Below are 25,615 nucleotides of genomic sequence, written 5' to 3'. Positions count from 1 at the left end.
GGCTTTTGGTAATTTACCATAAAAGTATATTAGTGCTAATCCAATTAGTATGTGAATGAAAGCAAAAAGAACAAGACCCATGCACCTCACCTCTTATCTAATTAGCACCATTTTTCCACTACTCTGCACCGTGAGTTCAATTAGCCTTACTCCAGAATATGGCCCGATTGTTGATCAAACTCTTGAAACCACTCTTCAACTATACTGCCCTTTACTACAATAAGAAGAGGCGACACTTTGTTAAGCAATCGCCCCCGGTTGTTGAATATCATCTATGTTGTCTTATAGAAGAAAAGCGCCCTTTAACGGAACATGGAAACGATTCGAGTAATGAGGGTCATATGGGAATAGTGATCCCCAGTCTAATCACTCAACAAGCTGATCCTCAATAAAACGCAACCACTTAATTATTTCTCCTTCCTTACTTTTATCATAAACATTGTATTCTTTTTGTGGTTCAGCATCTGACCAAATGATCGATGCAATGAGATCATGCTTATGATGTTCCATCCGATCCGTATTCATGTAACTTTCATCAGGCTGCCAGTCTCTTGGCAAATCGTCACTTTCCCTGTAGAAGGACATATAAAAAATCCTGTTTTTTCCTTCTATTACTTTCATGTCTTCTTCAACTGGATGATTCTTAATGTATTTTTCAACTAATTCTTTTAAATCTATTAAATCTGTTGGTGGATTCAGAATCATATAATGCTTTCTAAGAGTCACCTCTTCTTCATCCTTTTTACCAACGATCTGTTCTGTATTGGCAATTTCGAAAATCTTTGTTTCCCCGCTTGATTCCTCATTCTTTGTACATCCAATTACGTTTAATGGAATTAAAACTATACCAATCATTAAAACGATAATTTTTACATTAATTTTAATCACTCAATTTCCCCTCAAATGGTATATCCATTTCCATTACAGAAACAAAGGGCTTATATTTCCCATTATATTCATCATAATGCTGTAAGACAAACCAGGCACGAAATCCTGCTAAGTTGACATACTCCTTCTCCACATCTGGCTGATCTAACCCAAAATGATCATATAAACGAACATGCATAACACCTTTAAAGTGATTGTTCTCTACTGAAAAGTCTTTGACGGATACGGTATTCCCCCAAGTATCATTTACTGAAATTGTAAGTCCGCCTATTCTATCGTCCCAAGTGCTAAACGTCGGGTAAACAGCATTATCCTGTATATATTGATAAAATTTATCTGTATCCTTTGTACTTTTATCAAACTGAAGTGCTGACAAATTACCTCCATTTTTCTTTAACTCATCAACTAAAGCGTTTTTGAGGAATTCAATATAGGCTTTTGTTGTCTCATGCTCCCTCGCTTTTTTCGTTAAAGTCTGATTGCGATAATCAGTACCATTTCCTTCCTCAAAGTGATCAATCATATCTAAAATAACATCTTCCATTTCTCCCGTAGAAAATAAGCTTGTTGACATCCACTCGAACTCATCAAAGAGAATATCTGGCCAATCAGATTCCCATAATTGGAAGTTGAACATCCAGCTAATGTCAGTCATTTCATCTCCAGTATAATCATTTGTTTTCATATCATTCGCTACATTTCCATTTTCATCATAGCCTTCTGGTCTATCTGATTGATAAATTACTAAATTGGATAAATCAGCGTACAACAACGGTCTTTCATCCTCTTTATCAAAAATTCCATCTCCATCACTATCTTTTTGGTCAGGAAAACTGGTTGGAAAGAAACCTTCAAAATGAATAGTAATTCCAAAAAATTCCACCGTGAATGTTTTGAATGGACCCATTTCTTGCCCATCGGTTAATCCATCTCCGTCACTATCTTTCTTGTTAGGATCTGAGTAGATGATACCGTATGGTGTTTTCATTCCTTCAGTTTCATAGGTATCGTATAAGCCATCCCCATCTGAATCTTTTGGATCTGTCTCTCCACCACTTGAATCATCGCTACTAGATACTATATTCTTATCTCTGCTTAAGTAGTCTATTTCCTTACTCCAAAGCTCCAACCATTTTTTCTTATCAACAACCATATATTCACTAAGCTGAGTCGTTTCCACACTTATTGTATTCTTACTTGTATCTAACACAGCGTTAAGGCTTTCAAACATTTCTTCCTCTTCATTATACCAAACGATGGCTAGATCATCTTCCAACGTGTCTCCTAGCTTTGATTCATCATAAGTAAATGTAATGCTTGCTTTCTCAAATTCTGATTGCGTATTGATCCTAATAGGAGAACCAATAATACCGTGTAAATTAGTTGTTTTCATATTGCCTTTGTTTGTGCTAATTCTAGTCGTTTTATTAATATTATCCTTTGCACTAAAACTAACTTCTACACTTGTAATTTCTGATTTACCAGACGGTTTCAATGATTGACGAATAGATTGTTGATGGAGTTCTTGTGAATCCGTGGTCTCGTCATTATCACTGTCTGCAGCATTCGGGTTTGTCTTTAAAGCATGTTCATCTCCATCACTTAATCCATCGCTATCTGTATCATCCTTATTAGGTAATGAATCAAACTGTTGAACTTCAAATCCGTCAGTTAAACCATCTTGGTCTGAATCTTTCTTCATCAAATTTGTTTGATAAGCCTGCTCATCATTATTTTTCAGGCCGTCTTCATCGCTATCTTCATCTGCATCACTTATGCCATTATCATCTGTATCATATTTTATAGGGGAAATAGAGGATTTCATCTCATATTCAATATTGTCCTTTAATCCATCACCATCTGTATCCTTTTCAAATGGATTCATTCCCTCTAGGAATTCTATTCCATCGGTTATCGTGTCACCATCCGTGTCAGAAGTAGATTCAAAGAATTCTGTGTTAAATTGATAGCCTGCTTTTTCAAGTCCGAATAATACTTGTTTATATACATTTTGATAGGATTTTGATGCAGGGATAGCTAGATCTTTTTCTAGAAACCCATTCGCTTTTTCAGACATTTTCACAGCGTTATTCAAATGAGCTTTTATTTTATTTCCTTTGTGATCCGTTTGATCAGAGATATCCTTTAAAATGCCGATAGCATTTTTATTGACAATTTTATCCGATAAATAAAAATTAAAGAGTATATCTGAAATTAATACTTCAGTTGGTTCATTAAAATCGTTTTCTTTTACATACCCCCATAGACCTATGGTTAACTTATGTTTGATTTTCAAGAGCCGATCACTTTTAAGAACCACCTCTTTTATGTATTCCTCTTCAACAGCTTGTTCATATTCGTTAATCAATTGTTGAAGTACATCAGGTTCATTTATCTCTTTTTGTTTAAAGTCTCCAGTTTCATCCATTTCCGCTAGCAGTTTAGAATCAAACTTCGCATTCGTTTCTTTTATGACTGTGGCAAAACGCTTTAATTCTTTTATTGCAATCTGATCATAGATTTTTGCAATTCTTGTGTCCTCATAGAATTCATATTCACTTAACCACTGTTTTACATTTTGCTCACTAGAAATCTTATTTTTTCCTTGATTAGCTTGGTTATTGCTCTTGGCAACGACCGCTTGCCCAAATCCGCTAAAAATCATTGCAAAGATCAATAAAAAACTCAACATCCTTTTTAATTTTTTTCCCACCGTGATAATCTCCTCTATTAAAATATTTATTTAACCTATTGACGTTATCGTGGTTCCCAACCGAAGAAATATTGTCAAAATCCTTGAAATCATGTCATTAGATCAACTCCCTTACAAGTATTATTTTTTAATAGAACTTGTTGTCTTTATCAAAAGATATTTGAATTTTACAAAAATTTTCGAGCCAGAATGACACTTAAATTTACCGAACATCAATAAATCTTTGCCCCAATCTATTTTCGAACTGTAAACCAATGAATGGACCCCGTTTCGCTCCCCACCGTTTATATAAAATGTTCAAGGGATGATGCTTTTTGGTCCTTAGACTGTGGCGAAAATACAAAAGCATTTAAGAGCATAAAAAAACAGTAACAGCTCTTATCATTCCTTGAGGAATAAATTCATTTTTCTCCTTTCCCTCACTAAAAAATTTATTTATCAACTCAGTATCAGTTTACACAGGAGAAATATGGAATATAAGGTAAAAAACTCCTGAATATTTTTATCAGACTTATGAATCATTGATCTTTCTTTAGAGATTGAACCTACCAATTTTTTTAAAAACTTTTGTTCAAGAAAATGGCCCGATTGTTGATCAAACTCTTGAAACCACTCTTCAACAATCCTGCCCTTTAATGGAATAACATACATTTCGAGATGAACCACCTAATTGTCTTTTTTCACTCCAGAATATGGCCCGATTGCGGAACAACTCTATTGTCACTCAACAATTCCCTAATCCACTTTTATGTTGGTTTTGAATAAAGTTTGATTAAAAATTTTCTGTAAACCCACAAGCTATGGCTAATAAAAGGAAACCATTTTGAAAAAAGATTAATCAAAATGGTTTCCTTTCTTTTTGAATGGACTCTCCGTTTTCTAAAAAAGTTTAATCAAAACTCATTTAGAAATCTTTGATTGAAAAGATAAAGTATCACAACTTTATTCAAAACTTCGCATCTTTCTTACAAACATCGCAATTAATTACCAATGGCGGATTCCTAAGAAGATTAATAATAAAATCCAAGTAAAAATTTAAGAAAAATTTAATATTTATCCCACTTTTTATTTTAAAAGTTTTTCCTATCCTATAAACAAGTTACATCAAGGAGGAGACTAAAAATGAAAAAGTGGGGATTTTTATTGGTTTTTGCATTATTTCTAGTTTTTATTTTTAATATATTACCGATATCCCAAGATAAAGTAGAGGATCAAATATATGAACAAAATGATAATATAGCTACTGAAAATACCCAAAAGATTGAGATTACAGAAGAGCAGATCTATCAAGGGAATCTGCTTTTAGTTAACAGTGAATATGCTGTTCAACAAGCTGGTATAAAATCGGATATCATAAATTTATTTACACATAAAGAATTAACAACCGGATACCAGTTACTTAATAGTGAAATAAAATGATCAGAAGAAATAGCTGAAAATTTTTCGGAGATGATAGCATAGTGTAAAGTCGGATAAAAGCTTAGATTATAAGTTTGAAAAAGAATTAGAAATTGAGGATTTATATGGAAAAATCAAAAAATAATCAAAATAAAATAACTGCTGGCTTGTTGGCCGTATATTTATTTGCATTAACATGGATTATAGTCTTTAAAATGCAATTTTCATTTCAAGGCTTGCCGGATTTTAGGGAAATCAATTTAATCCCTTTTGCTGGTTCAGCTAATGTTAATAATCAAATAGATTTTAATGAAATAATCTATAATGTACTTGCATTTATCCCATTTGGAATTTATATCAGTATGCTAAAACCAAATTGGTCTTTCTTGAAAAAGATTGCAGTAATAGCAGGAGTTAGTTTGTTATTTGAAGTATTGCAATTCATCTTTGCTATAGGAGCTAGCGATATAACTGACTTCATGGGAAATACATTAGGTGGAATTATTGGAGTTGGATTTTATATTGTATTTTGTAAGCTGTTTAGTACAAAAGCAAATAAAATCCTTAATGTTTTAACTTCAATCGGAGTGATATTCCTTGTTGCATTAGTGCTGTTATTAATTAGTGGTGTTATTAGGTTTAAATTTTAGTAATTGGAGAATTGCTGTTCATGAAAATTAACAGAGGGTATACCATCAATGACTTTGATACAGCAGGTTTATTTATAAAACAAGAATGACAAATATCACAAGCCACCTATTTTGAGGGTGGCTTTTTTATATCCAGTAAACAAAGTAATGTGTATCCTATACATTTCCAGTTAACACAATCACTTAATTTAGGAAGATGCCCAAAACGCCAAACCCATACAGTTAAAGGGTTTGGCATCTGTTCGTTTTTTATCATTTATGCATGATTTTATACAACTTTTTTACATCAACGTTTTTGGCTTCTGAAGAAGCCTGGTTGCTGCATAAAAATGTGGAGTTTTATGTAACCTCTTATTCAACATTATGGCCCTTATGTGGAATAACTTCTGAATCCGCTTACTCCGTTAAACTGCCCTTTACTTCAATAATAAGATGCGACACTTTGTAAAGCAATCGCCCCCCTTTAATGGAATAATAACAACTTGGATTCAGTCCTAAAATTGTTCACTCAATTCACTATTCTTCTTAAACAAACGCTACCCGCTGGAAATTTATTCAGTTGAATCATACTCCTTTGATATTGCATCAAAGGTTATGCTCCACAAAATTCTTAATTATATTTAATGTGTAAAATCTTTAAAGCAAATAATTTAAAAAGCGCTCCTTCTTCTTGGAGAAACGCACCCGATTGCTGAATAAAGCAGTAAAGGCTTTTTATAAAACGTCACAGACTTATTTGTTACCGAGTTGTTCCGCCAAACCGATTAGAAGTCCTTCGGTTCCGCGAATGTAGCAGAGCCGATACGAGTCCTCGTACTGAACCACTTCGCCAACGAGCTGAGCACCATACTTAGTGAGTCTGGATACCATTTCGTCAATGTCTTCAACGGTGAACATGACGCGTAGATAACCGAGGGCGTTTACAGGAGCAGTCCGGTGATCTGATATAGTAGGTGGGGTGAGAAATCGCGAAAGTTCAAGTCGGCTGTGGCCATCTGGGGTAACCATCATAGCAATCTCTGCGCACTGAGAACCCAATCCGGTTACGCGACCAGCCCATTCACCTTCGACAGTGGCTCGCCCTTCGAGGTTCAAGCCAATCTCCTCGAAGAAAGAGATTGCGTCATCAAGGGATTCTACAACGATGCCGACATTGTCCATTCTTAGTAATTTGTTTTTTGCCATAGTTTTATCTCCTTATGTGTAAAAATTTATTATCTGATTATCTTAATAATTATGCTATTAAAAAGTTACAAATCCCTTCCAAACAAAAACACCTTGTCACAGTATAGGAAAATGTGAAATTGGGTTTTCGAGTATGTCATATAACATCTTGTTAACGAACAACACTTCGTAAACCCTCTACTATTTGAATATTCGCGAACCTTATTTCGTGAATGCCACCATGTTCAATAGTTTCAAAAATTCGATACCGTAGTTGCTATTCGATAAAACAACTTCGACTTCCCCACAAAATATTCCTGCCCTCTACTCCATTAAATGGCCCTTATGTAGAATAACTTTAGAATCCGCTTACTCCGTTAAACTGCCCTATTGCTTAATACCAATTATTTCAAAATCAAGCAATTTACTCAATACTTTATTCCATTAAATAAGGCGCCATCCTTGTACTGGATAAGCGCCCGATTCTTGAATAACTAAAAAATGACTTAGTACACGATTTTTTCTAACAACGTACGGTTACCCCGAGAATGCAGCTATTCTACTTTGCGGGTAATAGGTTCGCAGGTCCTCCTTATAGAAAAAATATTTTTATGACTGATTTGACGCTCACCTTTATGTAAGTACCTGTACTAAAAGTGCATACTTACATATTTGCAGTTTGCACTTTATTATCAAGATATAAATAATACTTTAGGAGGACAATTCTTTGAAAACTCTTGTTATCGTAACACATCCCAGCATAGAAACATCCGTTATTAATAAGCGATGGGTAGAAGAACTGAAAAAGTATCCGGAAAAGTTTACTGTTCACGAATTGACTAAAGTTTACCCTGATGGAAACATAGACGTGGAAAAAGAACAAAAATTGGTTGAATCACATGGTAATCTTGTTTTGCAGTTCCCTATATATTGGTTTAATTGTCCGCCTCTCCTTAAAAAATGGTTTGACGATGTTTTAGCTTATGGATGGGCTTATGGTTCAAATGGCGGAGATAAATTAAAGAATCGTAAAATTGCTTTAGGTGTATCTGCAGGAATCAAAAAAGAGGATTATAGTAAAAATGGAAGATATCAGTATACACTTGAACAACTATTAGTTCCATTTGAAACGACCTTCCTATATTGCAGTGCAGATTATCGTTCGTTCTTTGCGTTTTATGGCAAAGAAAATGAGCCGGGTGGAAACGAACAAGAAGAAAATGAGTCGGGTGCAAGCGAATTGGAAAAAAGCGCTCAGGATTATTTGAATTTTGTTGACAACCTGTAATAGGCAGCTTAATTAAAGCTATAAAAAAGAAGTATTTTTATTGAGGAAATACTTCTTTTGATTTAAACAAAATAGCTACGCCTACCTCTGTACATCCTCCAGAATTGGCAAACGGTTTTTCTCTCCCCATTCGCACATCATATTTAACAATGGAACGAGAGAAAGACCACGGTCAGATAATGAATATTCAACTTTTGGAGGCACTTGGGGAAATTCCTTGCGTATGATAAGACCATCTGCCTCAAGCTCTTTTAACATGATGCTTAGCGTTTTAAAAGAAATGATACCGATACTTCGCTTCAGCTCATTATGCCGCATAACCTTATTTTCAGACAGCCAATATATAATGATCATTTTATATTTACCGCCTATTAAGGACAACGTATATCCAAAACCAGTGTCTTTTCGTTCAACGCCAGTCGGAACACAGGTTTTGCGTCGCATAAGTTACACTCTCCTTTAGGTAAGTATATGAAATAGGCATCCTTTACAATAGATCATTATGCAATCTTATTGCAAAGGATGTATTGTAAAATCGCTATAAAATTTTGCTATATCTTTAATTCCAGTAAATTTTAACAAAACAACCCTTAGATTGACTGTTAAAAAACTTCTTCTTTATTCAATTAATTGGCCATTATACAGAAGAACTTCTGAATCCGCTTACTCCGTTAAACTGCCCTTTCCTTCAATAAGAAGAGACGACACTTTGTTAAGCAATCGCCCCCGATTGGTTGAAGATTACTATTTAAGCTGGTTAGCTCAATAAGCCTATTAAGTTAAATAGCTAGATTTTCTTCTGGATTCTTTGTCAATAACCTGAGATTCCATTCATTAAATGAGTGCAATTATTAAATTAATAAGTAAATTCCTTCTTACTAAATCCTGAAAGGCAGCTTCACATTCTGATTTCTTATTCCAAATCCTAAAGCAATTGCAGCGCCAATACAGCTAAATAGGCAACCAGCAAATAAATACACTGATGGATCTGACTCACCGATAAAAACAGAGGCCACTCCACCAATAGCTGGGAAAAGAGCGACCATATAGCCGCTTTGAGCTCCTCCAATTCTTTCTACAAGCTTCAAATAAAATAACCATGCCGCAAATGAAGCAACCAGAGTTAAATATAACAACGCAGATAAGTATGAAACAGATCTTGGAATTATAAATTCTTGACCTTGGAACAATACAATTGCCCCCATCAATATACTGCCCACTGTAAATCCAATTGCATTTGCATAAATTGGATCAACCTTTCGATTAGCATTTCTTGCCGAGCTGGCGTCACCAACTGACGTCAGAAGTGTACCTAGGAAAGCAATCATAATTCCTTTTATGTCATTGAACCCTTGAAAATTTTCCAAAGTCGGATAGATAAGAATACATACGCCCAATACACCTAGAGTTCCCCCAATTAAAACCCGTGAATGTAATTTTTCTTTTAAAAAAATTCGGAGAGCTATCGGAGTCAAAATCACTTTTAACGAAAAAACCAGTGTTACGATTGCTGCCGTACTCAAAATTGTGGCGTAATAAAGGCACAAATAGCTTAATGCAAAGTTACATATACCAAACACCATTACAAATGGAATATCTTTTCTTGTTGGTCTCCCCTTTGGGCGAAGGAACCAAACAAGAACCAAAAATAAAAAGGATGTTATAACTAAACGATAAGTTAAGGATAATTCCAAGCTTACTGGTGTTCCTTGAATTTTTACCGCAATAAAATTAAGTCCCCATACAATCAAACAAAATATGTACATGAATCTTACCATGGTATTACCTCTTCCTGGTGTCTGACTAACAATGTTAATGAATGATTACTTTATTTATTTTAACAAATTCTTTAAAAGGAAAGAGATATTAATTCCGGACTATCTGGATTTTCTTATTCGACAATATGGCCCTTTAACAAAAGTAGAAAGAAAATTGAATCCTCCACAATCCTGCCCTTTCATATTATAAGGGTGCTGATTATGTAACTATTTCTACTCAAAAACGGTTGAAATCCTTGTTATATCAACAAAAACAGCAGGTCTAATTCATATGCGAATTACCCTGCTGTTTTAATGCTATTTACTGTTTTCTCTCCTTAAACGGAACCCCTTAAAGTTATTCTGAGCATTTTATGTTTCTCCTTAAGTAATACCTCGTCCTCATTTGAATAAAAGTAAAGCTATTTCTTTAATAAAAAGTGGTACATGCCTATCCTTAGGAATATGCTTACATATAAAAATAATTTGGAGGGCACCGCTTTGAACATTTTCTTAACCTATATGATCCTTGGTATTTCTCTGGCAGCACCTATTGGTCCTGTAAATGCAGCTCAGCTTAATCGCGGTATAAAAAAGGGATTTTTTCATGCATGGATTTTTGGGATAGGAGCGCTGCTCGCTGATCTTCTTTATATGATGCTTGTATATTTTGGTGTGATTCACTTTATTGACTCTTCATTTATGAAAACGTTTCTTTGGATTTTTGGTTTCTTTGTCCTTATTTACTCAGGGATCGAAAGTCTTTTGAGCATAAGAGAAATACATATCAGGAATGATGCTTCTATGAAAAATTCGGGCTTAAGCTCATTTTTATCAGGATTTGTCATGTCTGTTTCAAATCCGCTGACTATTATGTTCTGGTTAGGCATTTATGGATCAGTTTTAGCTAAAACTGTTTCCAGTTCCAGTGTCAATCAGCTTCTATTATACAGTACTGCTATCATCTGCGGAATTTTAATCTGGGATTTTACAATGGCCGCAGTCTCAAGCTATGCAAGAAAGTTCCTTCACTCTAAAATATTGATCGCAATCTCATTCCTCTCATCATTATCGATGATTGGATTTGGAATCTATTTTGGCTATCATGCATGGGTGATTTTATTTTAAAACTCAAAGATTATTCTTATTTTTCTTAGACTCAGAGTTTATGTCATTTTTCCCATAGCCTGAGAATGGACAGGACTTGGGTGATGAATGATCATCCCGCAGGAAATACTGCTTCCATTCATAATTATCTTCTTTCCCATACTGATTCAAATCCGGATGAGGGGAAATTGTATCATATTGATTTAATCTTCTCCTTATCTCTTTTTTCACTTTGCTGCTGAGGATTTTATTCTTTTCGAATTCATTTAACACCCAGCGTGGTGTAATTGCTAACATGAGATAAGGAAAAAAACGGCTATTTCTGTGACGATGACTGGGGGTTGCACAATACATAAAGTACTTTTCCCCAGCGAAACAGTACTCCCAGAGTTTATTTTCCGGATCTGTTGGTATGTCTATTGGCCATTGCTCCTCATCGAACTGCTTTATGCTTGATAATATCTTCCAAAAAAGAGCCTCATAATTCTCCGGCGTATATCTTTCAGTTTCAGGTATGTTTTTAAAGAAAACAATAAGTGAAGAGTATGTTCCAGTCGTTTTAGAGATTTCGGAATAATAGGTGAACTTGCCGGCAAAATCAGAGAGAGAGTTCATGTCAAGCGGATCATCTATGAACGCATATCTAAAGTGATTCATAGCAAACCCTTGTGTCGCTGGTATGCAAGGAAATTTAAGCTCCTTGTTTTGTATTTTTTCTGAGAATAAATGAAATGCTTTTCTTTCCCAGTCGCCAAGTATAGCTTCGTTTTTATCAAGGCTGATTTTATCATATATGAGCTTCACGTATTATCCCTCCTCCACCCAATTTATTTTTGGGAACGGGAAAGGGTGCGCGTATAAGATGAGAAAGCTAAAAGGAAGGTGAAAATCTTATGATAATTGGTAATGTGAAAGAAATAATAAGGTATCCGGTAAAATCATTCACGGGGAAAAAATTAATCAAGTAAATGTATTGGGACATGGATTATATGGAGATCGAAGTCACGGATTCAAGACTGGGGACGGGAAATATTTAACTCAAACACAACTGCCTGAGATGACAACTTTTAAAGCACGTTTTAAAGGTGATGAAAAACCAGAAAACTATCCGCCTGTGGAAGTTATTTCAGCAGAGGGAACAGTATTTGCTTTTGAGGATACAGCCCTCCTTGAAAGGCTTGAGAAATTATCTAAAAAGAGGCTAACCCGCATAAAACATCATCCCGCTTATACACCCTTTGGTGCAATCGAAGTTGAAAACATTCTTCTGGTGACTGATGCCTCAATAAAATACATCTCTCACGTCTTAGACAATGAAGTAAATCACCTCCGTTTTCGGCCAAATATCGTCATAGATTTATATAATAAAAAACCTTTTTCAGAGCAAACCTGGGCTGGTAAACGATTGAAAATTGGGGATGTGGAAGTTGTTATTAAAAAAGGCTGTGAACGCTGTTCCATCATTAATATTGATCCTTCCTCCGGCATCATTGATCGAACGGTGCTAAAAACGGTCTTTAAAGAAAATCATAATATTTTTGGTGTGTATGCTGCTGTATTAAAAGAAGGATCTGTCAAAACCGGTGACATGATCACATTACATGATGGCTGATTACGACAAAATGCGATAGAAATGAAAGCTTTTATAAACCAGCTATGAAAGCATGATTTAATCTTGAGTGGAAAATTTGCCCTTAACACAGACCAAAGTTTATCTTAACAGGGATTTCATTTATCTGTATGAGTCTTATGTTACCTGAGCACAATATAAAGAAAACGTGCTGCAAGCAAAAGCCCCAGCAGAAAATCATGCATTCAATCACCTTATCAATTTGAAGCAGTTAAACTAGTTCAACGATAATCTGGTTTTATGAAAGTGAAAAACAAAATTATGATCATGCGTCTCTTGGAGGAAAGATAATGGAACATACTGATTTTGATGAAATGCTCGAGCTTGTAGAACAAGCAAGAAATGCGGTGATTCACGCCCAAATGAATTTTAACTCCGATGAATACCAAAGAGCCTTAAGAGCTTTAAAGTTAGCTAAAGACCAATTAAGCACTGTTATGCACCAGGAGTTGCAAAATGAAGAACAGGCAACGATGGTTCATCATGCTAAAGAACATTTAATGCATTTAAATGAAACACTAGTTGCCCTGCAGAGCATCAATTAAAACAATTTGGAGGATAATGGAATGCATCAAGAAGATAAATCAGAAGTAAGCTGCTTTTCCGAATATGATTCTTTAAAGAATGTAATCCTGTGCGAACCAAGATTTATGAGGATCAGTCAGGTCATTAATGAGACTCAAAGAAGATATCATAAAGAAAATATTCAAGTGGAAAAAGCAATCATTCAACATCAATCTTTTGTTAATGCTCTTAAAAATAACGGAATCGAGACTCATATCCTTCCTTCAAAAGAAAAATATCCAGAACAGGTTTTTACTAGAGATATCGGATTTGCTGTAGGAGAGGTTTTATTTATTTCAGATATGAAAATGCCAATCAGACAGGGAGAAGAAGGAATTCTAAAAGAATGGCTTAATACCATTGGAATAAAGTACATAGACCTTGTCGAAGATCAGACTGAAGGCGGCGATGTTATTATTGACCGTAAAACAGTCTATATTGGTTTAAGTGAAAGGACAACAGCCGGTGCCATTGAGAAAATCCAATCACATCTAATAGATTATACGGTCATTCCTATCCCTATAAAAAAAGAAATTTTACATTTAGATTGTATCTTCAATATTATTTCAGATACAGAGGCCCTTATTTATAAAGATGGCCTCAATGAAAGTGAATATAACCTTTTAGCCAATCGATTTGATTTAATTGAGGTTTCTAAAGAAGAACAGTTTTCTATGGGTGTTAACGTACTTTCAATAGGAAATAGAAAAATCATCAGTTTGCCTCAAAACGCAGAAGTCAATCAGCAATTAAGCAAGCGCGGGTATGATGTGATTAAAATTGATTTTAGTGAAATTATAAAGTCAGGCGGATCATTCCGCTGCTGCACGCTGCCAATTAAACGAATTCCGTAATTCACTCTCAAAAAAGTTTAGATACATAGGAGGATTTTTGTTTTGATGACTAGTGAAAAGCTTTCAATATTTGCACTTGGCGGATTAAATGAAATCGGTAAAAACATGTATGCCTTACAGTACGATAATGAAATAGTAGTCATTGACTGCGGATCAAAATTTCCCGATGAAAGTCTATTGGGAATTGATTTGATCATTCCTGATATTGCTTACCTGCAGGAGAACAAAGACAAAATCAAAGGTTTAGTGGTTACTCATGGACATGAAGATCACATCGGCGGTATCCCCTATCTTTTAAAACAGCTGAACCTCCCAATTTATGCGAGTAGGCTTACTTTAGGATTAATCGAGATTAAGTTAAAAGAACATAACCTTTTGGCTGAAACACAACTGATAAGAATTGACTCAGAATCAAAAATTGATTTTGAATTTCTAAAATTAAGTTTCTTTAAAACAAATCACAGCATCCCTGATTGTCTTGGCGTAGTTTTTAATACCCCTGAAGGAACTGTTGTCCATACCGGGGATTTTAAATTTGATTTGACCCCGGTAAATAATCAGCATACTGACATACATAAAATGGCCAAAATAGGCAGTGAAGGCGTTTTGATGCTCTTATCAGAAAGCACAAATGCTGAAAGGCCAGGATTTACTCCTTCCGAACAAATCGTAGGAGAACATATAGAAGAAGCTTTCATAAAAGCTAATCGAAAAATTTTCATCTCTACTTTTGCTTCAAATGTAAATCGTGTTCAGCAGATCGTGAATGCTGCAAAAATAACGAATCGAAAATTAGCCTTACTCGGACGAAGTATGGTTAATGTGGTATCCGTGGCTATCGATCAAGGATACCTTCAAATACCCGATGGCATGCTGATTGAAGCACATGAAATCAATCAATTGCCTCCTGAGCGGGTAGCGATCCTTTGTACTGGAAGTCAAGGTGAACCAATGGCTGCTCTCGCCAGACTTTCAAACTCCAGTTATCGGAATGTCGAAGTATTGCCTGAAGATACGGTGATTTTTTCAGCTTCCCCAATCCCAGGTAATGAAAGAAATGTCTCCCGTATTATAGATAACTTGTTTAACTTAGGAGCAACTGTCATATACGGGTCTGGCAGTTCAACTGGAATGCATGTTTCAGGCCATGCCTATCAGGAAGAACTCAAGCTGATGCTGACTTTGATGAAACCTAAATATTTCATCCCTATTCATGGAGAATACAGAATGCTCCACCATCACTGTTTACTGGCTGAATCCGTGGGTGTCGCAGCTGACAATATGTTTGTTATGAAAAATGGGGATATTGTAGACATTTCGAATCAGACAGCCGTTCAAACTCGTTCAATACAAGCAGGCAATGTATATGTTGATGGTTTAGGTATTGGCGATATTGGCAATATCGTTTTAAGAGACAGGAAACAGCTTTCAGAAGATGGGATGCTTGTTATCGTAATCACTTTAAGCAAAACGGAAGCAAAAATCATTTCCGGTCCAGATGCTATATCTCGAGGTTTTGTTTATGCACGTGATTCTGAAGCGCTGTTGCGAGAGGTTAATCAGCTTACAAAAACAACTGTAAATTCACTATTAACAAAGAAAAACCACCAATGGAACGCAATCAAAAAAGAGATAAAAGAAAAACTTGGGCATTTTTTATTTGTTCAAACTAAGAGAAGACCTATGATCCTTCCCATCATTATCGAAGTTTAATAAAACAGGAATGATCTGCTCTTTTTAAATGCCCTGGTTTAACAGAAATGAACAAAAGTACATCTACCTTTTTTAAAAAGACTTCTATCTTTACGATAGAAGTCTTTTTAAATGTTAAGAAAATCAGGTTTGAGAAAGTTGTTTTTATTTAGAAGAACAATTAATTTAAAAAAAGGTTTTTATTAAATGTTCATCTCTCTCACATGCAGAACAAAGATAATTTATTTCTAAAGCATCTTCAGTTATTGTGTGGAGTGTTTCTTTTTTGCAGTTTTCACAATATCTTGTTGAATTTGTTTCAATCAATTCCTCACCTGCTTTTAGATTATTTACGAATATTTTTCCACACAAAAACGGCCTTATCCATATAAAGTATGCCACTTTTAAAGTCAGGTAAAACTCATTTTCACTTTATACTCCCTCTTTTACCTAATTGACCAGAAGTATGACTGCTGGTTAATTCATCTTTTTACTCTTCCAACGTTTTGTAAAAGAATTACCGGGTATGTAGATATTGTAAATATAATCAATATATTAGGAGGAGAAATTTAAATGTTCCGACATCAGAAAAATTTGCAATTTGAAGTGAAAGTAGACAACCCTGACCCAATGCTGGCCCGTCAAATTCAAGAAGTATTAGGTGGACAGTTTGGAGAAATGACCGTTATGATGCAGTACCTCTTTCAAGGATTTAACTGCCGCGGTGAAGAGAAATATAAAGACATGCTGATGGATATTGGAACAGAAGAAATCGGTCATGTAGAAATGCTTTGCTCATTGATAAGTCAATTATTGGATGGTGCCTCCCCTGAAGATCAGGCAAAAGCAGCCGAGGATCCTGCAATGGCTGCCATCATGGGAGGAATAAATCCGCAGCATCTGCTTGTAAGCGGTCTTGGCGGCTTGCCGTCAAACTCTAATGGTGTACCATGGAACGGGTCATATATAGTGGCAAGCGGAAATCTCTTGGCTGATATGCGATCTAACTTGCATGCTGAGACTCAAGGCAGACTTCAAGTATCCAGGTTATACCACATGACAAAAGATGAAGGTGTACGTGCAACATTCCGTAAAATGCTTGCCCGTGATCGGTATCATCAATATCAGTGGATGGCCGCCATTCAGGAACTAGAAGAAAAGAATGGTGTCGTCGTACCTGCTTCGTTCCCTCCTGAAGCAGAATTAGAGTCCCAGGAAGAAGCATACAAATTCTGGAGCTTATCAGAAGGAGAAGAATCAGGCAAGGGCCCATGGGCTAATGGCAGCGCTCCCGATGGAACCGGTGATTTTGTGTATGTTTCCGATCCTGAACCTAAAGGACAAGTGCCGAAACCTAAAATACCTGCCGATCATTTGCATCATGATTTAGGAAAACACCTAGTAAAAAATTAATAATAAGACACTTTTATTTTTCCTTCCTTAACAAGCCAGAATTCTGGCTTGTTTTAATTTGTAAAAGAACTAAAAGCTCGCTTAAGCTTAACGGAAAAAATACATATATCCCTTCCAAATTAAAATACATATTCAATGACTTTAAATCGAACAATAAAACTGTGAAGGAGGGGTTACATGAGCAGCTGCACTCCAGGCAGTTCTAATAAAAGCAGCTCAAGCAGCGGAGATTTAAAATGGTGGCAGTTATCTTTAATCGGAGTCGGCTGCACCATTGGAACCGGATATTTCCTTGGATCAAGCATTGGAATTATGATTACTGGTCCCTCCATTGTCATTTCTTTTTTCCTGGCATCAATAGGTACATATATTGTCTTTAATGTTCTGGCAAAAATGACAGCAAAAGACCCGCAGGAAGGATCCTTCTGTTATTATGCAGGGAAAGCATTCGGCAAATGGGCAGGATTCAGCTGCGGGTGGAATTACTGGGCCTCCAATATCTTAATTATGGGCAGTCAGCTTATTGCCCTGTCTATACTCTCTCAATTTTGGTTCCCAAATATAGCTTTATGGATTTTTGCCGTTTGCTATGCGATTCTTTCCATCCTGGTTGTTATTACAGGCACCAAAGGGTTCGATAAGACAGAAAACCTTCTTGCCATATTAAAGTTTGCTGCGATAATCATGTTTATTATTCTGGCAGTTCTGGCACTTATGGGATTCATAAAAGGCCCCCAAAAACCGGAAGTGTTTGCTGGAGCATTTGATCTTTTCAAGGATGGATGGAAAGGATTTTGGGCTTCATTGACATATGCTTTTTATGCCTATGGAGGAATTGAAGTAATTGGTCTTATGGCCATACAGCTTAAAAAGAAGGAAGATGCGCCAAAGGCTGGAAAGGTGATGCTCTTCTGTCTGACCGCCGTTTATGTCATTTCTTTGGCACTTGCAGTATTGTTGGTGTCCTCTGATTCTTTTCATGAAAAAGAAAGCCCATTTGTAACGGCATTAACTGGATATAACCTTGTGTTTTTTCCACATGTATTTAATGCAGCGATTATTATCGCTGGATTTTCTACTATGACTGCTTCCCTTTTCGGTGTAACGAACCTTCTTGTTACGTTGTCCAAAGATGGAGATGCTCCAGCCCTTTTTTCTAAAAAAAGCAAGAGATTCAAACAGCTTCCTGTCCCTTCCCTTGCATTAGCATCAATAGGTCTTGTTGCATCCATCATAACAGCCTTAATTCTGCCTGGAAAAATATACGAGTATATAACCACTGCAGCAGGAATACTTCTTCTGTACAATTGGTTTTTCATTATTATATCTTCCTTAAAACTGCTGAAAACGAAGTGGATCACTAAACTATCTTCATATCTTGGAATTGTATTGATTTTTGCTGCTGTAAGCGGAACGTTAATGGACAAGGCCGTCAGACCAGGTTTTTACATTAGTCTGTTATTTGTGCTCATTATCTTTTTAATTTGCTTAAAGATGAAAAAATATTGGAAACAAGAAAAAATAAAAATTAGATATTATTAAGGAGTGACTAAAATGGGGAATTCAAAAAAAGAACAGACTCCTACAGAAGATGCAGTCTTGCTGATGTTCCTGTCCCTTGCCGAAAATGACGGCATAGAAGTAGCGATTACCCTGAACATTCAGGGAGCCATCGTTACAGGCATATTAATTGGTTCCAGAGCTTATTATGACGGGATTACGGAATCCTCCCTTCATTTAAAAGACGATACAATGTCCAAGATTATTGCCAAACGATTTGGTGACTTAAGAGATGAATACTTAAAACAAAAGCAGGAACAAGGGGATAAAAAAGACGATGAGGAAGCTGCCGCAACCTATATTCACCTGAAAAACGCAAAATATAATCAGCCGGCAATGACTGCTTCTGCGTCCTGGTGGAGAGGAAAAATTTCATCCATTGACTCGTTTTCATTTGATTCACTGATTTAAGTGCAGAAAGAACTCTATTTCGAGTTCTTTCTTTTTTACTTGAAAATAAATTGCATCCGGCATTTAACCAGATGCAAGTCAAAAGTAAATCATTTTCCTTTTTTCAGGCTTTGCTTTGAAATTTTTTATCACCAACCACAACAGGAGAATGCCTGTAATACCAGCTGTTATAAAACTCAGGTTCAAATAATTTTTTGTCACCGCAGTCATAATTGGCGGTCCTAAGGCAACACCGATGAACCTTGCAGAACTGTAAAATGAGGTAATCGTGCCCCGTTCTTCCTTCTCGATATTTTCTGTTACAATTGCATCCAAGGTAGGAAGCATGGCCCCAATAGCCATACCAATGATACTGGTAACAAAAAAAAGCCAAAAAAAATCATTTTTAACGTAGCCTATAAACGGAACACTTAAAGATAAAATTAAAAGGCAGAAAATCGTGATGATTCTCATTATTTTCATATCACCCTTTATACATTTACCTGTTATAAATGCTGAAGTGCATAAAACCATAAGGGGAATGGCTAACAAAAATCCTTTTTTGATTCCTTTTAGTAAATATACTTTTTCAAGATGGTTTGATAAGAAGAATAATACAGCGAATAAAATAAGCATAACAAATGCTCCAAGGGCGAACAAAAGGTAGAGCCATTTTCCCTCTTGATGAAAGGTCTTTTTTGTTTTTGAAAGAAATTCTTTAAAAGCAGCCGGTTTTTCTTTCCTTTTAGGAACCTTTATAAAAAAGAAAACAAGAAGAATGGAAATTAAACTAAAAAAAGAAATGGAAAAAAACGGAACAAACCATAGTATGGAAGCGAATAATGATCCGATAATTGGACTGAGCACTTTTCCAAATGTATTGGATGTTTCCACTACACCCAGGCATGAACTTGCCTTTTCATCATCGTTTTTATACAAATCCCCAACTAAAGGCAGGATGATGGGAGAGGCACCTGCTGCTCCTATCCCCTGAAGAATACGCCCAAGAATGATCATTGTATATGGATCACTTAACTTCCAAGAAGCAAATCCTGCCACTAATCCGCCGATGAGAGCAATAAACAGACTGGGTAATATCACTGCTTTTCTTCCAATTCGATCAGATAAGTATCCTGCAAATGGGATAAGGATAATGGACGCAATCGAATAACTGGTAATTACCATACTTGACTGAAAAGGAGTAATCCCAACCTCTTTTTCAAAAATCGGCAAAACAGGGATAAGCATTGAATTGCCGAGTGTCATAACGAGTGGAATAGAAGCCATACTTACTATGCACCACTTGCTTAGTTTGTTCTCCTCACTGACCATGGATGCACCCAAATCTTTGACCTCCTGCTTGTTAGGATTAGATCAGACCTTTCTTAGTATTTTCCTCGTACTCTTAAGTATGTACAAACCGGCTATTTTAATGATTTGGAATGTTTTACTGACATAAGAGCATTCTATAAATAAATACACATGAATGAGGTGCATGAATGATGAAAAAGAAAAACACACAATCATCAGAAATTGCAGGAAAACAATTTGATGTTTCTAATTATGAAGGTGAAACACAATTGGAAAAAGGACTGGCCGAGACTCATGAGCAAGTCAGTGATGATTATTACGAGGGAACCATTGACCAGCAAGTTAAAGGGGATGAATAAATAAAAAGGCCAAATGGCTTGGCCATTTGGTCTTTTATTATCTTATATATATCTTAGCAAGCCACCAAGCCGATCGTAGCATCTACGCGGTTAACGGCAAGATGGATGTTTAGGGCCAACCGGTTTTTTATTGCTTACTTTTATGACAACCGTCGTTAAAGGTTCGATTGTAATGGAATTTTTTTTCAGCTTAAATCCGGATGCTTTTTTAACTTTTTTTGCGCCTGCTTCGTCATTATCGACTACAATTACGCCTTTTCTTAAATCCTCGGAAAGAGTAAGCGTTCTTGCTTTCGTATCTGCATTTACAAATACAGAGTAAGCTTCTTTTCCATTGGAAGATACGTTTTTATAGCCGATGACTAAATCTGAATCATTCATTTCAGGAGCATCAATCATCGTAACATTGGAATCAACTAACTCCTTGCTTCCTAACCTGAAAGCATCTGTTGATTTTCTCAGTTCAATTAGACCTGCCGTGTATTCGCGAGTCGTGTTATTGATTGGATACGCCCTATCATCTGTGGCCTTTTTCCAGTCGAATTTATTGATGGCATCTGATGAATCGTATGAATCGTGAATGAAATAGCCAAACACTTTTCCAGAATCATCTTGAAGAGCGTGGAATTTCTGTTCAGGCACTCCTTCTCCAAGCCACTGTTTTGTTCTTCCATATTCCTGGCCAGCATGCAGGAAGGCTGTGCCCTGCGAAGTGAGAATCATGGAGTTTCCTAAACGGATTCTGTCATGAATTTCTTCATTGTTTGCAGGAATGGCCGGATCTTTCTTGATTGATTGAGCGATGACATCATACAATGGCAGGTTGTCATGCGCTTCAATATACTGAACCATATCACCAGAATCATCTGCGGCAGTATTGGTAGGCTGCCCTTTAATATTTTTCATAATAAGATCAAGGCTTCTTGCTCCGCCTGTCAGGAATCGCGGTTCTCCTTCTGATCCGAAACCAGACTTCAGTTCATTGCGGATTTCATCTGAGAAAACTCCGACATCATCTGTTTTGTTCATCCAGTCCTGATCGGCACCCTTGCCTGCAAGAGATGGATCTGAAAGATGGCCGCCGAACGTTCTCCAGCCTTCGCCGATGAATAAGGCATTTTCATTAATTTCTGCAGCAGCATTGTAGGCATTCTGAATGGAATCATACGTAGCATCACCCATCATATCAAAACGCATGCCGTCAATTTTGTATTCTTCAAACCAATATTTAACGGAATCAACCATCAGCTTTTCAGCCATAACGTGGTTTGTTGCAAGGTTGTTTCCGAATCCGCCGATAAAGTTTCCATTAGCATCCTGGAAAGCATAGTAGTTCGGGACAATATCATTCAGCATGCTTGATTTTGCCATATGGGTATACACAACATCAAGCACAACACCCATTCCTGAATCATGCACCGCATCAATGAGCCCCTTTAATTCTTTGATTCTAAGCTCAGGATCTTTCGGATTCATTGAATAAGCTCCGTCGGGTGAAAAATAACTGTGAGGATCATAGCCCCAGTTATATTCATTGTTTGCCGCAGAATACTCAAGCTCGCGTTCTCTCATATTCGTTTCATCGCCATAATACCAGGCCATCACCGGCAACAATTGAACGTGAGTCACACCAAGAGATTTGATATATTCAAGCTTATCTTTAAACGCGTCATACGTACCCCAGTCAGATTTTAAATCTTCTTTAATGGAAGGATCTGATGTAAAATCTCTGACGTGCACTTCCCAGATTACAGCATCCTCTCTTTTTTCATAGCCGTCAATCTTCGCAAAATCAAGTCCCTTCGGATTTGTTTTTGCAAGGTCAACAATGGCTGCTTTCCCCACCATATCACCATCTGGACCTGCTTCACCTTTTGTATTTACAGTGAAAGGAGCCATAGATTTTGCATAAGGGTCGAGAACTTTCTTTGTTTCCCCGCCATTTGTTACTTCGTATTGATAATAGTATCCTTTTAAATCAGAGATTCCAAGATTCTTTGGCTTCGCTTCAACTGACCAGACTCCTTTTTCTCCCATAGCTAAATTGAGCCTGCCAATCTCTTTTGCTGCATTCTTTTTATCATAAAAAACCGCTGTAACCTTGCTTGCTTTAGGTGCCCATAGTTTCAGCACTGCTTTGCCAGATTGATAGACAGCTCCCAGATCATCGCCATCATACGAATAAAGCTCATCAATCATTCTCCAGCCTTTAGTTGCCGTAATTGATTTACCGCCGTATGTAACGGTGTAAGAATCATTCGTCAGTTCAGCAGAAGTACTTACTTCCACTGTAGAACCGGATATTATTTTCACACTTTCAACTGGAATATCTGTGCCGTTTTCATCCTGAATTTTTATAGAAGAAAACAGTTCCTCTTCCGTTAACCCTTCTGTTCTTGTCAATCCAATCAGAAGCTTTTGTTTTGAAACAATTTCTGCACTGACTATACCAATCGGATTTTCCCATTCAGATGATGTGTAAACCGTGTCATCTGCATTTTTAATCCAGAGGTGATTGTAGTCCTCAAGCATCGTGAAAACTTTGTCTCCGCCTGTTTTCTCGCCAGTCACGCGATTGACAACAAGGAAACCAAGTTTCTTCGCGCCTTCTTTCACTTTCACATCGATGTAGCGTCCATGCTCGTCGGTTTGCTCTTCAGTAAACGGCACAGCATCTTTAGGCCACTCTTTTGGCGCTTCCGCTACATCCTCCCATAACCACAATCCAAGATCTTTGTAGTTTTTATCGTCCTTAACATAGTGAATTCTGACCGTATTTTCAGGCAGATCAGGGTCCTTTTCAGCTGCGTTTGCTTCTGGCAGCTGTAATGCTGGAATTACCATTGAAATAAATAAAATAAAAACAAGTGCACTTTTCAATAATCTTGGCATCTTTCAACCTCCCTATTATTAGCTTGTACTAAATGAAACTTTGAAACTGGTAAGAAAGTGTGTACGCGGATAGTTCTTGCACGGTGTGCAAACGATTTCATAAAGCGTTTACATTTATAATTAAAAGGAAAAATATGCTTTGTGTCAATAATAATTTTGAAAATTCTACAAAATATATATTAAGGGAGAACCCGGCTGTTGGCCTGGTTCTCCCTTTTGAACGCCACTTTAAATTCTGCTATTTGCAAGTAGGCAGGCTATTTCTAGCGCGGCAACTCTCAAATTAGCGCCCGTTTACTGTATAAAGTGATCTTTTTCTAGAAAAAGACTATTTCTCCTGGACACCAGAATGAGCATTTCTATTAATTCCGAGACTTTCAACCTTTATTCCAAGACTTTTTGAATGAATTCCTAGACTTTGCGGGTTTTTTCCGAGACTTTAGTAAATAATTCCGTATAAATGTGAACGCCCATCAAAAATTGGCTAATCGAAAGCATGTAGGCTATTTTTAGCGTGGTCCCCTCTTCAATTGGTGCTTATTTACTGTTTAAAGTGATCTTTTCTAGAAAAAGACTATTTCTCCTCGACACTAGAGTGACCATTTCTTTTAATTCCAAGACTTTGAACCTTTTTTCCAAGACTTTTTGAAAGAATTCCTAGACTTTGCGGTTTTTTTCCGAGACTTTTGAAAATAATTCCGTATAAATGTGAACGGCACATCAAAAATTGGCTAATCGAAAGCATGTAGGCTATTTTTAGCGCAGTCCCCTCTCCAATTGGTGCTCATTTACTGTTTAAAGTGATCTTTTCTAGAAAAAGACTATTCCTCCTCGACACTAGAGTGACCATTTCTTTTAATTCCGAGACTTTGAACCTTTTTTCCAAGACTTTTTGAAGGAATTCCTAGACTTTGCGGTTTTTTCCCGAGACTTTTGAAAATAATTCCGTTTAATTGTAAACAGCTTCTCTACATGCCTACAACAAACCATCCCTGTATCGTTCAATCAGCGAGGTCAAATGATATCGTCTTCCCTTGGTTTCTCCGGAGTGATCAATATTCAAGATTCTTAATAAGTTTAAAGCAGATGTATCTGAAGAGATTTGTAAAAATTCTCGCATCTGTTTATTAGAAATGTCTGAAGAAATCAAAAGAGCATAATCAATTAATGAATGGACGTACGCTTTGCGTGAGGTACCGCTGCACTTTGGACAAACCCACGAGTAATGGACTCTACTTATGGGCAGCTGCATGCATTTCGTACAATAAACTCCCTTAATAAGATCAGATTCTTTAATCTTGAATTTGGTCAAAATTTCTCTGATCAAAAGAATATTTTTCTTCATAAGAATACTGGAAAGCTTTTTCAATTCCTTATCAGATAGTATGGGAGTTTGATGATTGGTCTCGAGGTTTTTCAATTCAAGCGGAAGCGCAGCACTATGAATAATTTTGGTGCCATTTCTAATCATTTTGGACGTGGGTTTAATAATAGTTGATGGATTGCTGATGACAATGAAACCTTTAATTGGAGCGCACGTGATTTTATGCTGGAGGATGAAATTTTTCAGAAGGGCTTCTTGACGGCCGACTTGCAAATAAGGGTCTGCAAAACCTGTTTCTTCGCCGTTTTTTGTCCGAATGAGCTGACTGAATTTTTCATCAAAATAGAGGGTGCCGGAAAGGTTTTTAACTTCTAATACAATGAAAAGATTCTTTGAGGCAATCAGTGAATCAATCTGAAAATTGCGGTCTTCGGAGGAAAGACGGAGATCGTGGAATATGTGATACTTTTTTTGATCAATACTTGATAATTGATAATCCAAAGACTTCTCTCCGTTGAAACCTGCCTTGCTTTTTGCCAATTCCTCAAGGATGTGAGGACGCTTGGGATGATTTGCGGGAATTCTCCTAAGCAAAGCTTCATATTGGAGAATAATTATGGGGAGTTTTCTTTCTTTTTTTATCATATACAGCTCCTTTCTG

General features: G+C 36.5%; 19 protein-coding genes and 2 pseudogenes. 12 read left to right on the top strand and 9 right to left on the bottom strand.

What is annotated here, in order from left to right:
- Nucleotides 1-366 precede the first annotated feature (366 nt).
- Nucleotides 367-888, bottom strand: a complete 522-nt coding sequence (locus tag K8L98_RS07575; protein WP_223440848.1) for a hypothetical protein — start codon at nt 886-888, stop codon at nt 367-369.
- Nucleotides 881-3,601 (bottom strand): DUF3289 family protein, encoded by a 2,721-nt coding sequence (locus K8L98_RS07570; protein ID WP_223440846.1) that lies wholly within the window; start codon nt 3,599-3,601, stop codon nt 881-883. The genes K8L98_RS07575 and K8L98_RS07570 overlap by 8 nt, the downstream gene beginning before the upstream one ends.
- A gap of 1,122 nt (nt 3,602-4,723) precedes the next feature.
- On the opposite strand from K8L98_RS07570, the pseudogene K8L98_RS07565 reads away from it, so the two are divergent.
- Nucleotides 4,724-5,017, top strand: a pseudogene (locus tag K8L98_RS07565) (D-Ala-D-Ala carboxypeptidase VanY); the annotation flags it as partial.
- A gap of 107 nt (nt 5,018-5,124) precedes the next feature.
- Nucleotides 5,125-5,649, top strand: a complete 525-nt coding sequence (locus K8L98_RS07560; RefSeq protein WP_223440845.1) for a VanZ family protein — start codon at nt 5,125-5,127, stop codon at nt 5,647-5,649.
- A 732-nt stretch (nt 5,650-6,381) separates the two neighbouring features.
- Here K8L98_RS07560 and K8L98_RS07555 read toward each other — a convergent pair.
- Entirely contained in the window at nt 6,382-6,834 is a 453-nt protein-coding gene (locus tag K8L98_RS07555; protein WP_223440844.1) for a VOC family protein, read from the bottom strand.
- A 706-nt stretch (nt 6,835-7,540) separates the two neighbouring features.
- Between K8L98_RS07555 and K8L98_RS07550 the strand changes: the two genes are divergently transcribed.
- The gene (locus tag K8L98_RS07550; RefSeq protein WP_223440843.1) at nt 7,541-8,101 is read left to right on the top strand and encodes an NAD(P)H-dependent oxidoreductase; all 561 of its coding nucleotides are present in this window, start codon (nt 7,541-7,543) and stop codon (nt 8,099-8,101) included.
- Nucleotides 8,102-8,182: 81 nt separating this feature from the next.
- Here K8L98_RS07550 and K8L98_RS07545 read toward each other — a convergent pair whose 3' ends face one another.
- Nucleotides 8,183-8,545 (bottom strand): winged helix-turn-helix transcriptional regulator, encoded by a 363-nt coding sequence (locus K8L98_RS07545; RefSeq protein WP_223440842.1) that lies wholly within the window; start codon nt 8,543-8,545, stop codon nt 8,183-8,185.
- A 434-nt stretch (nt 8,546-8,979) separates the two neighbouring features.
- On the bottom strand, nt 8,980-9,879 hold the full coding sequence (locus K8L98_RS07540; RefSeq protein WP_223440841.1) for a DMT family transporter: 900 nt from the start codon (nt 9,877-9,879) through the stop codon (nt 8,980-8,982).
- Between the two features lie 480 nt (nt 9,880-10,359).
- Here K8L98_RS07540 and K8L98_RS07535 point away from each other — a divergent pair, with 480 nt between their 5' ends.
- The gene (locus K8L98_RS07535) at nt 10,360-10,986 is read left to right on the top strand and encodes a LysE family transporter (protein ID WP_223440840.1); all 627 of its coding nucleotides are present in this window, start codon (nt 10,360-10,362) and stop codon (nt 10,984-10,986) included.
- A 3-nt stretch (nt 10,987-10,989) separates the two neighbouring features.
- On the opposite strand, the gene K8L98_RS07530 is transcribed toward K8L98_RS07535, so the two are convergent.
- Entirely contained in the window at nt 10,990-11,769 is a 780-nt protein-coding gene (locus K8L98_RS07530; RefSeq protein WP_223440839.1) for a YqcI/YcgG family protein, read from the bottom strand.
- Nucleotides 11,770-11,938: 169 nt separating this feature from the next.
- On the opposite strand from K8L98_RS07530, the gene K8L98_RS07525 reads away from it, so the two are divergent.
- The 7 genes from K8L98_RS07525 (at nt 11,939) to K8L98_RS07495 (ending at nt 19,089) form a co-directional block, all read left to right on the top strand.
- Nucleotides 11,939-12,577, top strand: a complete 639-nt coding sequence (locus tag K8L98_RS07525) for an MOSC domain-containing protein (RefSeq protein ID WP_223440837.1) — start codon at nt 11,939-11,941, stop codon at nt 12,575-12,577.
- A 308-nt stretch (nt 12,578-12,885) separates the two neighbouring features.
- Nucleotides 12,886-13,140, top strand: a complete 255-nt coding sequence (locus tag K8L98_RS07520; protein WP_223440835.1) for a hypothetical protein — start codon at nt 12,886-12,888, stop codon at nt 13,138-13,140.
- Nucleotides 13,141-13,161: 21 nt separating this feature from the next.
- On the top strand, nt 13,162-14,013 hold the full coding sequence (locus tag K8L98_RS07515; protein ID WP_223440833.1) for a dimethylarginine dimethylaminohydrolase family protein: 852 nt from the start codon (nt 13,162-13,164) through the stop codon (nt 14,011-14,013).
- Between the two features lie 45 nt (nt 14,014-14,058).
- Nucleotides 14,059-15,726, top strand: a complete 1,668-nt coding sequence (locus K8L98_RS07510; RefSeq protein WP_223443239.1) for a ribonuclease J — start codon at nt 14,059-14,061, stop codon at nt 15,724-15,726.
- Nucleotides 15,727-16,278: 552 nt separating this feature from the next.
- Entirely contained in the window at nt 16,279-17,118 is an 840-nt protein-coding gene (locus K8L98_RS07505; protein ID WP_223440831.1) for a manganese catalase, read from the top strand.
- Between the two features lie 177 nt (nt 17,119-17,295).
- Nucleotides 17,296-18,660 (top strand): amino acid permease, encoded by a 1,365-nt coding sequence (locus K8L98_RS07500; protein ID WP_223440829.1) that lies wholly within the window; start codon nt 17,296-17,298, stop codon nt 18,658-18,660.
- Between the two features lie 12 nt (nt 18,661-18,672).
- Nucleotides 18,673-19,089, top strand: a complete 417-nt coding sequence (locus K8L98_RS07495; RefSeq protein WP_223440827.1) for a hypothetical protein — start codon at nt 18,673-18,675, stop codon at nt 19,087-19,089.
- A 78-nt stretch (nt 19,090-19,167) separates the two neighbouring features.
- Here K8L98_RS07495 and K8L98_RS07490 read toward each other — a convergent pair whose 3' ends face one another.
- Nucleotides 19,168-20,400, bottom strand: a complete 1,233-nt coding sequence (locus K8L98_RS07490; RefSeq protein ID WP_223443237.1) for an MFS transporter — start codon at nt 20,398-20,400, stop codon at nt 19,168-19,170.
- 173 nt (nt 20,401-20,573) lie between these two features.
- Between K8L98_RS07490 and K8L98_RS07485 the strand changes: the two are divergent.
- Nucleotides 20,574-20,738, top strand: a pseudogene (locus K8L98_RS07485) (DUF4025 domain-containing protein); the annotation flags it as partial.
- 90 nt (nt 20,739-20,828) lie between these two features.
- Here the strand turns inward: K8L98_RS07485 and K8L98_RS07480 are convergent.
- Together K8L98_RS07480 and K8L98_RS07475 are read right to left on the bottom strand one after the other, a co-directional pair.
- Nucleotides 20,829-23,630, bottom strand: coding sequence for a pullulanase (locus K8L98_RS07480; protein ID WP_338037023.1), 2,802 nt, complete (start codon nt 23,628-23,630; stop codon nt 20,829-20,831).
- A gap of 976 nt (nt 23,631-24,606) precedes the next feature.
- Entirely contained in the window at nt 24,607-25,599 is a 993-nt protein-coding gene (locus K8L98_RS07475; RefSeq protein WP_223440825.1) for a nuclease-related domain-containing protein, read from the bottom strand.
- Nucleotides 25,600-25,615 lie beyond the last annotated feature (16 nt).

The sequence above is a fragment of the Metabacillus dongyingensis genome (genome assembly GCF_019933155.2).
Taxonomy (GTDB): Bacteria; Bacillota; Bacilli; order Bacillales; family Bacillaceae; genus Bacillus_P; species Bacillus_P dongyingensis.
The sequence above is the reverse complement of the archived record's forward strand: the minus strand, read 5'-3'. Positions and strand labels throughout refer to the sequence as shown.

What these genes read in the sequence shown, in the direction of transcription:
- K8L98_RS07540 (WP_223440841.1), bottom strand. Translation starts at nt 9,879, where the DNA reads ATGGTAAGATTCATGTACATATTTTGTTTGATTGTATGGGGACTTAAT.
- K8L98_RS07495 (WP_223440827.1), top strand. Translation starts at nt 18,673, where the DNA reads ATGGGGAATTCAAAAAAAGAACAGACTCCTACAGAAGATGCAGTCTTG.
- K8L98_RS07555 (WP_223440844.1), bottom strand. Translation starts at nt 6,834, where the DNA reads ATGGCAAAAAACAAATTACTAAGAATGGACAATGTCGGCATCGTTGTA.
- K8L98_RS07500 (WP_223440829.1), top strand. Translation starts at nt 17,296, where the DNA reads ATGAGCAGCTGCACTCCAGGCAGTTCTAATAAAAGCAGCTCAAGCAGC.
- K8L98_RS07475 (WP_223440825.1), bottom strand. Translation starts at nt 25,599, where the DNA reads ATGATAAAAAAAGAAAGAAAACTCCCCATAATTATTCTCCAATATGAA.
- K8L98_RS07515 (WP_223440833.1), top strand. Translation starts at nt 13,162, where the DNA reads ATGCATCAAGAAGATAAATCAGAAGTAAGCTGCTTTTCCGAATATGAT.
- K8L98_RS07490 (WP_223443237.1), bottom strand. Translation starts at nt 20,400, where the DNA reads ATGGTCAGTGAGGAGAACAAACTAAGCAAGTGGTGCATAGTAAGTATG.
- K8L98_RS07545 (WP_223440842.1), bottom strand. Translation starts at nt 8,545, where the DNA reads ATGCGACGCAAAACCTGTGTTCCGACTGGCGTTGAACGAAAAGACACT.
- K8L98_RS07505 (WP_223440831.1), top strand. Translation starts at nt 16,279, where the DNA reads ATGTTCCGACATCAGAAAAATTTGCAATTTGAAGTGAAAGTAGACAAC.
- K8L98_RS07520 (WP_223440835.1), top strand. Translation starts at nt 12,886, where the DNA reads ATGGAACATACTGATTTTGATGAAATGCTCGAGCTTGTAGAACAAGCA.
- K8L98_RS07480 (WP_338037023.1), bottom strand. Translation starts at nt 23,630, where the DNA reads ATGCCAAGATTATTGAAAAGTGCACTTGTTTTTATTTTATTTATTTCA.
- K8L98_RS07560 (WP_223440845.1), top strand. Translation starts at nt 5,125, where the DNA reads ATGGAAAAATCAAAAAATAATCAAAATAAAATAACTGCTGGCTTGTTG.
- K8L98_RS07510 (WP_223443239.1), top strand. Translation starts at nt 14,059, where the DNA reads ATGACTAGTGAAAAGCTTTCAATATTTGCACTTGGCGGATTAAATGAA.